Origin of the sequence: Paraburkholderia agricolaris (assembly GCF_009455635.1) — a bacterium.
Classification (GTDB): domain Bacteria; phylum Pseudomonadota; class Gammaproteobacteria; order Burkholderiales; family Burkholderiaceae; genus Paraburkholderia; species Paraburkholderia agricolaris.
Genome location: NZ_QPER01000001.1, coordinates 4212845 through 4224892, shown reverse-complemented (window position 1 = coordinate 4224892; position 12048 = coordinate 4212845). Strand labels below are relative to the sequence as shown.

Annotated in this window: 11 protein-coding genes; all 11 read left to right on the top strand. The window is 62.1% G+C overall.

The features are described from left to right. The first annotated feature begins 37 nt into the window (after nucleotides 1-37). The 11 genes from GH665_RS18515 (at nucleotide 38) to GH665_RS18465 (ending at nucleotide 11981) form a co-directional block, all read left to right on the top strand. Entirely contained in the window at nucleotides 38-1030 is a 993-nt protein-coding gene (locus GH665_RS18515) for a Tim44 domain-containing protein (RefSeq protein ID WP_153137352.1), read from the top strand. A gap of 153 nt (nucleotides 1031-1183) precedes the next feature. After that, entirely contained in the window at nucleotides 1184-1828 is a 645-nt protein-coding gene (locus GH665_RS18510; RefSeq protein WP_153137350.1) for a ubiquinone biosynthesis accessory factor UbiJ, read from the top strand. A gap of 15 nt (nucleotides 1829-1843) precedes the next feature. After that, a complete protein-coding gene (gene ubiB, locus GH665_RS18505; protein WP_153137348.1) occupies nucleotides 1844-3421 on the top strand; it encodes a ubiquinone biosynthesis regulatory protein kinase UbiB in 1578 nt (525 codons plus the stop codon). Nucleotides 3422-3450: 29 nt separating this feature from the next. After that, complete coding sequence (locus tag GH665_RS18500; protein WP_153137346.1) at nucleotides 3451-4074, top strand: methyltransferase domain-containing protein; 624 nt, start codon at nucleotides 3451-3453, stop codon at nucleotides 4072-4074. A gap of 170 nt (nucleotides 4075-4244) precedes the next feature. Next, nucleotides 4245-4649 carry an FmdB family zinc ribbon protein gene (locus GH665_RS18495; protein WP_153137344.1) on the top strand — a complete coding sequence of 135 codons (405 nt, stop codon included), beginning with the start codon at nucleotides 4245-4247 and terminating at the stop codon, nucleotides 4647-4649. Nucleotides 4650-4724: 75 nt separating this feature from the next. Further along, entirely contained in the window at nucleotides 4725-5378 is a 654-nt protein-coding gene (locus GH665_RS18490; protein ID WP_153137342.1) for a DUF502 domain-containing protein, read from the top strand. A gap of 77 nt (nucleotides 5379-5455) precedes the next feature. Next, complete coding sequence (gene aspS, locus GH665_RS18485) at nucleotides 5456-7255, top strand: aspartate--tRNA ligase (protein ID WP_120347544.1); 1800 nt, start codon at nucleotides 5456-5458, stop codon at nucleotides 7253-7255. A gap of 204 nt (nucleotides 7256-7459) precedes the next feature. Then, the gene (nudB, locus tag GH665_RS18480) at nucleotides 7460-7960 is read left to right on the top strand and encodes a dihydroneopterin triphosphate diphosphatase (protein ID WP_153137340.1); all 501 of its coding nucleotides are present in this window, start codon (nucleotides 7460-7462) and stop codon (nucleotides 7958-7960) included. Continuing rightward, complete coding sequence (gene clsB, locus GH665_RS18475; RefSeq protein WP_153137338.1) at nucleotides 7957-9216, top strand: cardiolipin synthase ClsB; 1260 nt, start codon at nucleotides 7957-7959, stop codon at nucleotides 9214-9216. Before nudB ends, clsB begins: the two co-directional genes overlap by 4 nt. Before the next feature lie 281 nt (nucleotides 9217-9497). Next, on the top strand, nucleotides 9498-11057 hold the full coding sequence (locus tag GH665_RS18470; RefSeq protein ID WP_153138586.1) for a tetratricopeptide repeat protein: 1560 nt from the start codon (nucleotides 9498-9500) through the stop codon (nucleotides 11055-11057). A 324-nt stretch (nucleotides 11058-11381) separates the two neighbouring features. Beyond that, nucleotides 11382-11981 carry a TetR/AcrR family transcriptional regulator gene (locus tag GH665_RS18465; RefSeq protein ID WP_046566835.1) on the top strand — a complete coding sequence of 200 codons (600 nt, stop codon included), beginning with the start codon at nucleotides 11382-11384 and terminating at the stop codon, nucleotides 11979-11981. Nucleotides 11982-12048 lie beyond the last annotated feature (67 nt).

The following is a 12048-nucleotide window of genomic DNA, read 5'->3' as shown; positions in this document are numbered from 1 at the left end:
GTCCCTAACCCATCGATTTTTAAAGGAAAGTACGAAAATGTCCGATTCAGGTGTGTTATCTCCCCGTAAGGTTGGGCGGTCGTTGGTGAGAAGAATCGGACTGATCGCGATGGTCGGTCTGATCATGGCCGGCTCTCTCGCCTCGCTCGATGCGGAAGCTCGCCGCATGGGCGGTGGCCGTAGTATTGGCCGTCAGTCGAACACGGTTCAGCAACAATCGACCCCGTCGCAACCTTCCCAAAGCAATCAGGCGATGCAGCAGCGCGCGCAGCCGGCACCGGCTCCTGCGCCGACACCTGCGGCGGCGCCTAACCGCTCGCGCTGGCTCGGACCGATCGCCGGTCTTGCGGCCGGTCTCGGTATCGCGGCGCTGTTGTCGCACTTCGGTCTGGGCGGCGCATTCGCCGGCGCCATGGCCAACATCATTGTGATTGCGGTGCTCGCGATGATCGGCATCTGGCTGATCCGCCGTTTCATGGGCCGCAAACGCGACACGGCTCAACCGGCCTACGCCGGCGGCTCGCCGTCGCTGAATGCGGGTGGTACCGGCTACACGCAGGAACCGCGTTATACCGCTCCGCCCACGGGCTCCTACCTCGAACCGCAAGGCAACCCGCTGAGCACGCCGTCGATCAATACCGCCCCGGTCGTGCCGGCCGGCTTTGATTCGGACGCGTTCCTGCGCAACGCCAAGGTGTACTTCGTGCGCCTGCAAGCCGCGTGGGACGTCGGCAACACGGAAGACATCCGTGAATTCACCACGCCGGAAATGTTCGCCGAAGTAAAGGTCGATCTGTCGTCGCGCGGCGCCGAGTCCAATCAGACGGACGTGGTGCAACTGAATGCGGAGTTGCTGGGCGTTGAAGAACGTGCGACCGAGTACTTCGCCAGCGTGCGCTTCTCCGGCCTGATCCGTGAATCGGCGGGTGCGGCGGCTGAGCCGTTCGTCGAAGTGTGGAACCTGACGAAGTCGAACCGGCCGGGTGAAGGCTGGCTGCTGGCCGGTATCCAGCAAGTGGTGCAGCACTAAAGTTGCCGCGAGACAAAGCCGGGGCAGCGCTGCGAACCCTGACTTCGCACACAGCATTGGCCGTTCGGCATAGCAGGCCGCGAAGCGAACGGACGTTACAATAGGAACCCGCGCGGGCACCTCGCCCGCGCGGGTTTTTTCTTGCCACTCTCAATGACCCTCGCCGCCAAGCCCTTCGCTGCTGCCGTCAATCACCTGCTCGCCCGCGAATCGTGGGCTCGAGAGCGCCTCGCCCCGTACGCGGGCAAGACCGCCAGACTGTCCTGCCCGCCGGTCACGCTGATGCTGCTGGTGCAACCGGACGGCTATCTGGGCGCCGTCGGCGAAACCGATACGCAACAGTTCGACGTGACCATCTCGGTACCGTCCGACGCGCTGCCGGCCTTCATGCAAGGCGGCCAGGCGGCGGTGATGAAGCACGTGAAGATCGACGGCGACGCCGAATTTGCGACTGTGATCGCCAGGCTCGCCGAGCATCTGCGCTGGGAGCCGGAAGAGGATCTGGCGAAGCTGATCGGTGACGGTCCGGCGTGGCGGGTCGCGTCGGTCGTGCGTACGGTTGGCGAACATGCGCGGCGTACCGGGCGCAACCTGCTCGACACCGCCGCCGAATATCTTCTCGACGAAAATCCGCAACTGGTACGGCGCGTCGCGCTGGAAGATTTCAACGCCGAATTGGCCCGCGCCCGCGACGCTTTGGCGCGAGTGGAAAAGCGCATCGAGCGTCTTGAACAGAAGGTCGAAGCCCACGGCGCCAATGCGCCGGGCGGCGCCGCCACGTCGCGCGGCACGCGCTAGTCACTGGGCATAACTATGCGTTTTCTGCGTTTCCTCAAGATTTTCTTCACGGTCATCCGATTCGGTCTCGATGAGATGATGCTCAGCCGTGTCAACGACCGGCGTGTGCGTCTATTGCTGCGTATCACCACCATCGGCCGCAAGTTTGACGCGCCACCGGGCGTGCGTTTGCGGCTCGCGCTCGAAAGTCTCGGGCCAATCTTCGTCAAGTTCGGCCAGGTGCTGTCTACGCGGCGCGATCTGCTGCCGGTCGATATCGCCAATGAACTGGCCAAGCTGCAGGATCAGGTCCCACCGTTCGATTCGGCGGTGGCGATCGGACTGGTCGAGAAGTCGCTCGGCGCGCCGGTCGACGTGCTGTTCGACGATTTCGAGCGGGTGCCGGTGGCGAGCGCGTCTATCGCGCAGGTTCACTTTGCGAAGGTGAAAGCGGGGCAGCACGCCGGCAAGGCGGTCGCCGTGAAGGTGCTGCGGCCGAATATGCTGCCGGTGATCGACTCCGACCTGGCGTTGCTGCGCGATATCGCGGTGTGGGCCGAGCGCCTGTGGGCCGATGGCAAGCGACTCAAGCCGCGCGAGGTGGTGGCCGAATTCGACAAGTATCTGCACGACGAACTCGATCTGATGCGCGAAGCGGCCAACGGCAGCCAGTTGCGCCGCAACTTTGCCGGGCTCGATCTGCTGCTGGTGCCGGAAATGTACTGGGAGTTCTGCACGCCCACGGTGCTGGTGATGGAACGCATGGTCGGCGTGCCGATCAGCCAGGTGGAAACGCTGCGCGCGGCGGGTGTCGATATTCCGAAGCTGGCGCGCGAAGGCGTCGAAATTTTCTTCACCCAGGTCTTCCGCGACGGCTTTTTCCACGCCGACATGCACCCGGGCAACATTCAGGTGAGCCTCGATCCGGCGCACTTTGGCCGCTATATCGCGCTCGACTTCGGCATCATCGGCGCGCTGTCGGATTTCGACAAAAACTATCTCGCGCAGAATTTCCTCGCTTTCTTCAAGCGTGACTACCACCGCGTGGCCACGCTGCATCTGGAGTCCGGCTGGGTGCCGCCTACTACTCGGGTCGAAGAACTGGAAAGTGCGATCCGCGCGGTGTGCGAGCCCTATTTCGATCGCGCATTGAAGGATATTTCGCTCGGCCAGGTGTTGATGCGCCTGTTCTCGACCTCGCGCCGCTTCAATGTGGAAATCCAGCCGCAACTGGTGCTGCTGCAAAAAACCATGCTTAACGTGGAAGGGCTCGGCCGCTCGCTCGATCCTGAACTGGACTTGTGGAAGACGGCCAAGCCCTATCTCGAACGCTGGATGAACGAGCAGATCGGTCTGCGCGGCTGGTACGAGCGGCTGAAGATCGAAGCGCCGCAGTGGAGCAAGACGTTGCCGCAGTTGCCGCGCCTGATTCATCACGTGCTGGCCGAGCGTCACGACAACGCGCGCGGCGCGAACGACGAGATGATTCGCCAGATCCTGCTGGAGCAGAAGCGCACCAACCGGTTGCTGCAAGGGTTGCTGCTGTTCGGCGTGGCGGTTGGCGTCGGCGCGGTGGCGGCGCGGGCGTTTCTGGCCTTCGCCTACGGCGCCTAATTTCGATCCAGATCCTGACGAGGCCTCCCATGAGCGATCCCACCCAGCCCTCCGCGCCTGATTTCGCGAGCCGCGATCCCAACTCGCCTGAGTTCTGGGACGAACGCTTCGAACGCCATTTCATGCCGTGGGATCAGGCCGGCGTGCCGTCCGCGTTCCAATCTTTCGCCAGCAGGCACAGCGGCGGCGCCGTGCTGATTCCGGGCTGCGGCAGTGCCTACGAGGCGCTCTGGCTGGCCGAGCAGGGCAATCCGGTTCGAGCGATCGATTTCTCACCAGCCGCCGTGGCTGCGGCGCGCGAGCAACTGGGCGCGCAGCATGCGCAACTGGTCGAGCAGGCCGACTTTTTCACTTACGAACCGCCGTTCACGCCAGCATGGGTCTACGAGCGCGCGTTCCTTTGCGCGTTGCCGTTGGCGCGCCGCGCAGACTACGCGCAACGGATGGCGGAATTGTTACCGGCGGGTGCGTTGCTGGCAGGTTTCTATTTCATGGGTGCGACGCCAAAAGGGCCACCGTTCGGCATCGAGCGTGCCGAGCTCGACGCGTTGCTCATGCCGCATTTCGATCTGATCGAAGATGAGGCTGTGAGCGACTCGATTGCCGTGTTTGCCGGCCGCGAGCGCTGGATGACCTGGCGCCGCCGTGGTTGAGCGCGGCGTCACCATGTTCGAGGCGCACTTGATTCGATAGCAGCCGCCCCCATTTACGTGGACGGCGGCTGCGTCCGGCGTTTGTCCCTGAAATTCACGGGCGACTAGCCATATGCGGCTATAATTCAAGGCTTTGCAAGCGTTTACAAGATTTCAGTAGGGAAAAGTTCATGCCGATCTACGCTTATCGTTGCGAGTCATGCGGCTTCGGGAAGGACGTGCTTCAGAAGATGAGCGACCCCCAGTTGACGCAGTGTCCCGAGTGCGGAAAAGACACATTTCGCAAGCAGGTGACTGCAGCCGGTTTCCAGTTGAAGGGCTCCGGCTGGTATGTAACCGATTTCCGCGGCGGTAATGCTGGCGCGAGCGCGTCGGCCAAGCCCGACGCGAATGGCGGCTCGAATGCGAATTCGGGCGAAAACGCCGCAGCCGGCAATGACGGCGCAGCGAAATCCGACACGGCTTCGGCCAACGGCACGGCCGCCGCCGCTTCATCGGGCGCAGCCGCAACGCCTGCCGCGCCTGCTGCCGCACCCGCCGCATCGACGAGTTCGAGCGGTTCCGGCAGCGCCTAGTAGGTCTGCCGCCCTCGCGGGCGGCGCACACGCCGCGCGTCGGATACCGGCTTGCGCGGCTTTCTGGCGGTACACATGACGACGAAAAAAACGACGCTCAAATCGGTGTTCCTGACTGGCCTGCTGGTGCTGGTGCCTCTGGCTATCACACTGTGGGTGCTCGGCCTGATCATCGGCACGATGGACCAGACGCTGCTGCTGCTGCCGAGCGCATGGCAACCGGAGCGCCTGTTCGGCTTCCGTTTGCCGGGCCTCGGCGCGGTCCTTACGCTGGCGTTCATCTTTGTCGTCGGTCTGTTGACGCAAAACTTCATCGGCCAGAAGCTCGTGAAGTGGTGGGAAGTCGTGGTCGCGCACATTCCGGTGGTCGGCCCGATCTACACCAGCGTGAAGCAGGTGTCGGACACTTTGTTGTCGAGCAGCGGCAATGCGTTTCGCAAGGCGCTCCTGATCGAGTATCCGCGCCGCGGCTCCTATACGATCGCGTTTCTGACCGGTATTCCGGGCGGCGACGTGCTCAACCACCTGAAAGAAGATCACGTCAGCGTGTATGTGCCGACTACGCCGAATCCAACGTCCGGCTTCTTCCTGATGGTGCCCAAGAGCGAAGTGATCGAACTCGACATGACAGTCGACGCCGCGCTCAAGTACATCGTCTCGATGGGCGTCGTGGCGCCGTCCGCGCCGCCGGCGCCGGTGCGCCGCACGACAGTCGAGCCTCCGCTGTAATGCCGGTGCGCAGCGCTTCAAACCGTGTTTGATTGCTGCGCGCCCGTTCAACTAATGCAAAACGAAAGACAAACATCATGTCGATGAGATCTGAATACTGCGGTCTGGTGACCGAAGAACTGCTGGGCCAATCTGTCTCGCTGTGCGGCTGGGTAAGCCGCCGCCGTGACCATGGCGGCGTCATCTTCATCGACCTGCGCGACCGCGAAGGCCTCGTTCAGGTCGTCTGCGATCCGGATCGCGCGGAAATGTTCAAGACGGCCGAAGGCGTGCGCAACGAGTTCTGTCTGCAGATCAAGGGCGTGGTTCGTGCTCGTCCGGAAGGCACCACGAACGCTTCGCTCAAGAGCGGCAAGATCGAAGTGCTGTGCCACGAGCTGATCGTGCTGAACCCTTCGATCACGCCGCCGTTCCAGCTCGACGACGACAACCTGTCGGAAACCACGCGCCTCACGCACCGTGTGCTCGACCTGCGCCGTCCGCAGATGCAGCACAACCTGCGTCTGCGTTACCGCGTCGCGATCGAAGTGCGCAAGTACCTCGACTCGCTGGGCTTCATCGACATCGAAACGCCGATGCTCACCAAGAGCACGCCGGAAGGCGCGCGCGACTACCTCGTGCCGTCGCGCACCAACCCGGGCCAGTTCTTCGCGCTGCCGCAATCGCCGCAACTGTTCAAGCAGTTGCTGATGGTGGCGAACTTCGATCGCTACTACCAGATCGTCAAGTGCTTCCGCGACGAAGACCTGCGCGCCGACCGCCAGCCGGAATTCACGCAGATCGACTGTGAAACCTCGTTCCTGTCGGAACAGGAAATTCGCGATCTGTTCGAAGCGATGATCCGTCACGTGTTCAAGGAAACGATCGGCGTCGAACTGGCCGAGAAATTCCCGGTCATGGAGTACTCGGAAGCCATGCGCCGTTTCGGTTCGGACAAGCCGGACCTGCGCGTGAAGCTCGAATTCACCGACTTGACGGACGCAGTTAAAGACGTCGACTTCAAGGTGTTCAGCACGCCGGCCAACACGAAAGACGGCCGCGTCGCGGCGATCCGCGTGCCGAAGGGCGGCGAACTCTCGCGTGGCGACATCGACAGCTACACGGAATTCGTGCGTATCTACGGCGCGAAGGGTCTCGCGTGGATCAAGGTCAACGAAGTGGCAAAGGGCCGTGACGGTCTGCAAAGCCCGATCGTCAAGAACCTGCACGACGAAGCGGTCAAGGCGATCATCGAGCGCACCGGCGCGCAAGACGGCGACATCATCTTCTTCGCGGCGGATCGCGCGAAAGTGGTGAACGACAGCCTGGGCGCACTGCGTCTGAAGATCGGTCATTCGGAATTCGGCAAGGCCAACGGCCTGGTCGAATCCGGCTGGAAGCCGCTGTGGGTGATCGACTTCCCGATGTTCGAGTACGACGAGGAAGACAACCGCTACGTCGCCGCGCATCACCCGTTCACGAGCCCGAAAGACGAGCACCTCGAGTATCTGGAAACGGATCCGGCGCGCTGTCTCGCCAAGGCTTACGACATGGTGTTGAACGGCTGGGAAATCGGCGGCGGTTCTGTGCGTATCCACCGTGAAGAAGTGCAGAGCAAGGTGTTCCGCGCGCTGAAGATCGGCGCGGAAGAAGCGCAAGCCAAGTTCGGCTTCCTGCTCGACGCGCTGCAATACGGCGCGCCGCCGCACGGTGGTATCGCATTCGGTCTGGACCGCATCATCACGATGATGGCCGGCGCCGATTCGATTCGCGACGTGATCGCGTTCCCGAAGACGCAACGCGCGCAGTGTCTGCTCACGCAGGCGCCGAGTGAAGTGGACGAGCGCCAGCTGCGCGAATTGCACATCCGTCTGCGCCAGCCGGAACCGAAGGTCTAAGCCGAAGCAAACCGGAGCAAACCGAAGCGGCCTGAATATGGCCGCATGAGGTACACGGAGAAGCAAACGAAAAAGGCGCGTGATGCGCCTTTTTCGTTTTTTGCGTTACAGTCGAAGCAACCGGTCCCGATCGATCACCGGACCGCTAGCCGAACCGACCACCGACATGTACCGCGCAAGTTTTTGCGCCCAGTTTTTTACGCCATGCCGAAACCGCCGAAGATTCCGCAATCCGTACTCGTTGTCATCCACACGCCCGCGCTCGACGTGCTGTTGATCCGGCGCGCCGATCACGCGGATTTCTGGCAGTCGGTGACCGGTTCTAAAGACCAGATCGACGAACCCTTCATTGAGACCGCGGCCCGCGAAGTGGCCGAGGAAACCGGCATTGTGGTCGGCAGCAAGCTGGTGCCGCCGAGTGCGCTGTACGACTGGCAGTATGCGATCGAGTATGAGATCTACCCTCAGTTCCGGCATCGCTATGCCGAGGGCGTGATTCACAACACCGAGCACTGGTTCAGCCTGGAAGTGCCCGAGCAGATCGAGGTGACGCTCGCGCCGCGCGAGCACACCGCGTTTCTGTGGCTGCCGTATGAAGAAGCGGCCTCACGCTGCTTTTCGTCGTCGAATGCCGACGCGATCCTGCAATTGCCGAAGCGGCTTGCTGGGCGCCTGAATGGCCAGCCCGGGGAGCGTGCCCGGTGAGCGTCGGCGGCGCGCGCCGTTTTGCCCGACTCCGGCAATCGCTGCTCGGCCGCCGCTACTGGCAGCGCTACCGCTTCACCAGCGGTAACGAGGTCAAGCTGCTATGTTCCGGCGACGAGTTTTTCGCCGCGTTGATCGAGCGTATCGATGCGGCGCAGCGCGACGTGGTTCTGGAAACCTATATCTTCTGTGACGACAGCGCGGGTGAGGCCGTCAGCGCGGCTTTGCTGCGCGCTGCCTCGCGCGGCGTGACCGTGCGGGTGATTACCGACGGCATCGGCACCGCGCGCTTGCCGATGTTCAACGAATGGCCGCTCGCCGGCATCGACCACCGCATCTATAACCCGCATCTGTTCGGCCGCTTCGGCTTCTCGCGCACGCATCGCAAAATCGCGGTGGTGGACGATCAGTTCGGCTACTGCGGCGGCATCAACATCGTCGACGATTACGAGAACAACGGTGAGAGGCTGCCTTACCGGCGCTGGGATTTCGCGGTGGAATTGCAAGGGCCCGTGGTCGCCGATATCCGCGAGGCGTTCGAGGTGCAATGGCGGCGGATTCGCCTCGGGCATCGGCCTCTGGAATCTCTGCAGCCCGATCTTGGGCCGAAGACCGTGGCGTCGCTCGGCACACTGCGTCGCCGGCGCCGCAATCGCAACGAGGCGCTCTGGGCCGGCGGTCAACCTTGCGTGGCCTTCGTCGCGCGCGACAACCTGATCAACCGCCGCGCCATCGAAAAGGCGTATCTGACTGCGATCGGCCAGGCACGCAACGAAGTGCTGCTGGCCAACCCGTACTTCATGCCGGGCCGCAAGCTGCGGCGTGCGCTGGTGTTCGCGGCGCGGCGCGGCGTCGACGTGAAGCTCATCATCGGGCGCAAGGAGTTCAAGGCGCTCGATTACGCCGTGCCGTTCCTGTATCGGGCGCTGCTCAAGGCCGGCGTGCAGATCGCCGAGTACGAGAAAACCATGCTGCACGGCAAGGTCGCGGTAGTGGATTCGAACTGGGGGACGGTCGGTTCGTCGAACCTCGACGCGTTGAGCCTGATGCTCAACAACGAAGCCAACGTGGTGCTGGTGAACGACCCGGCAATCGACAAGCTACGCGCCGCGATCCTCGCCGCGTTCAAGGATTCGCGCCGGATCGACGAGGCGCACTACGACGCCCGGCCGGCCGGCGAGCGGTTGCTCAACTGGCTGGCCTACACGGCTTACCGGGCGGCGATGAAGCTGTTGACGGTGGGTGGTTACGATTAGTGCGCGAATGCGCATCGGGAAGTGGCCGAGTCACGGGGGGCGGGCGGCGCGACATGGCCGGTGGACGAGGTGGGGCGTCGGCACGAGCGACCCGCGTTTAGGACTGTTCTTAGAGACGATTGTGACCGTAGTACGCACAATCGGCGCTCCATAACGATCCGCGCGGTCTGACCTCGACTGCAGTGCTACCTTTCACGCGTATCGAGTCAGTCCGGGGCGTTGCTCAGGCGATTGCGCGAAAAGCGCCACTCGCCGGCCGATTCTCTTATCCGTTGACCCCCATGACGCTCCCTTCCCCGGATCTTTCCGATCCCATTGCAGACCTTTACCAGAAAGCCGTCGACGCCTACTACGCGGGGCGTTTTGATATCGCATCGGCACACGTCGACGAAATCCTTGCTCATGCACCGGAGCATGCTCACGCCATGCACCTGGGCGGTTTGTCACTGCTCGCGTTGGGCGATGCCGAGGCCGCGCAGCGCTGGGTAGCGCGAGCGCTAGAAGTTGCCGCCGAACCCAACTTCTACAACACGCTCTATTCCATTCAATTCAAATTGGGCGCGTTCAATGATGCCATCGAGAGTCTCCGACGGGGCTTGACGCTCGACCCGGACTTCGCCGCATTCCATTACAACCTGGCGTGGGCCCTGCAACAACTGGATGTGCTCGACCAAGCGGTGATTAGCTACCGCCGCGCACTTGAACTCGACCCGGACAATGCATCGATCCATAACAATCTGGGCTTTGCACTACAGGAACTCGGCGCTCCGGATACGGCCGAATTCCACTACCGGCGCGCCATTGCGCTCGTGCCGGATAAGCCGACGTCCCGCCACAATCTTGGCCGAACGCTGCTTGCCAAGGGGCAATACGACGAAGCGTGGCCCTATTACGAAGATCGTTGGGTCAGCCAACAGGATAGCAATGGGCGTCCGTGCCCAGTCCCGATCGGCGTATCGCTGCCGCGCTGGCGCGGCGAGAAACCGAATCCGTCCAACGATCCGGCGCAGCCATATTCCGGCGGAGAAAGTCTGCTGGTCCTCCACGAGCAGGGGTTGGGCGACAGCCTGCACTTCGTGCGCTATCTGCCGTTGGCGCTTGAGCGTTTTTCGCGGGTTGACTATGTCTGCCCGCCATCGCTGCGGCGCCTGTATGAGCAGTCTCTGTGCTCGCGCTGGCCCGGCATTGTGTTGCTCGACTCGGTGCCCGCGGATCTGGGCGATTGGGACTGGCATTGTCCGATGATGTCCTTGCCGTTGGCATTTCAGACCCGCATCGACACCATTCCGGCTGAAATGCCGTATCTATACGCGGATACTTCGCGCGCCAGCTGGTGGGGAGCCAGGCTCGGCGATTCGTTGCCACGAGCCATGCCGCGCGTGGGTATCGTTTGGGCGGGAGGTCACTCAATCATTAACTTCGACAAGAGGCGCAGCCTGACGTCGGCGTCGATCGCACCCCTGCTGAACGTGTCGAACGTCGGCTGGATCAGCCTGCAAAAAACAGACGACGACGCGAAGCGCCCGGATGAAGCGAGCAAGGCGCAACTGCTCGACTGGACCGACGAACTGCATGATTTCGCGGAGACTGCGGCGCTCATCGAGAACCTCGACCTGGTGATTTCCGTCGACACATCCGTGGCTCATCTTGCCGCGGCGATGGATAAGCCGGTCTGGCTACTCAACCGGTTCCCCGGCTGCTGGCGCTGGATGAACGGGACAAAGAGTCCCTGGTATCCCGGCTTGCGTCTCTTCACGCAGTTCGAGCGCGGTAACTGGGACGACGTGCTGGCACGTGTCGTCGCCGCTTTGCAGGAGGAGGTCGTTCGACAGGCCCCATGATTCTGTAGATGGTGAGGGTTTCAGTTCATCTCCACGCGCCGCCGCCACGCGGCACTTGACGCTCACATACGGCCGTCAAACCGTTCTCAAACTCTTCCCGATGCCCCCTCGCTTGCTGCATCATGTCGTCCTTGCGCAAGGCAAGGCAAAAAAAGAAGGCAAACGCCTCTAAAAAATCTCCTTCGTCTGATTGACGGATGCCGCAGAATTGAAACTAGGTTAGAAACCGGTTTCTAATAAAGTCCTTGTTTCGCGGACGGCAGCACTCAATAATAGTACGGCCGTTCGATTTTCTTTCGGTCACATTAGAACGGTAAAAAAGCTATGCGAAAAGGCGAACAAACACGAGTCGCGATTCTCGAAGCAGCACTTGATCTGGCAAGCCGCGACGGACTGGAAGGTCTGACGATTGGGCTGCTGGCCGAGCGCATGCAGATGAGCAAAAGCGGTGTGTTCGCGCATTTCGGGTCGCGCGAGGATCTGCAGGTGGAAGTCGTGCGCGAATATCACCGTCGTTTCGAAGACGAGGTGTTTTTCCCGAGCTTGCGTGAGCCTCGTGGCTTGCCGCGCTTGCGCGCGATGATCTCCCGCTGGATTGAGAAACGCATTCAGGAAGTCACCACTGGGTGCATCTACATCAGCGGCGCGGTCGAGTATGACGACCGTGGGGATAACCCGGTGCGCGAGCAACTGGTGTCGAGCGTGACGATCTGGCGTGCAGCGCTCACTCGTGCCATTTCGCAGGCGATGGAAGAAGGGCATCTGCGCGCCGATACCGATCCGCAGCTGATGCTGTTCGAACTGTACAGCTTCACGCTCGGCCTGCATCACGACGCACGCTTCCTGCACTTGCCGGATGCAGTGCGTCTCACGTGGGCCGCGCTGGAAAAATTGATTGTTTCGTATCAGAGCGAAAGCCGTTAGCAAGGTCGTCGAACTTAAACAGATTCAGCGGCGTTGAAAGTCCGTTTTCCCGGATGAGCTAACAGCC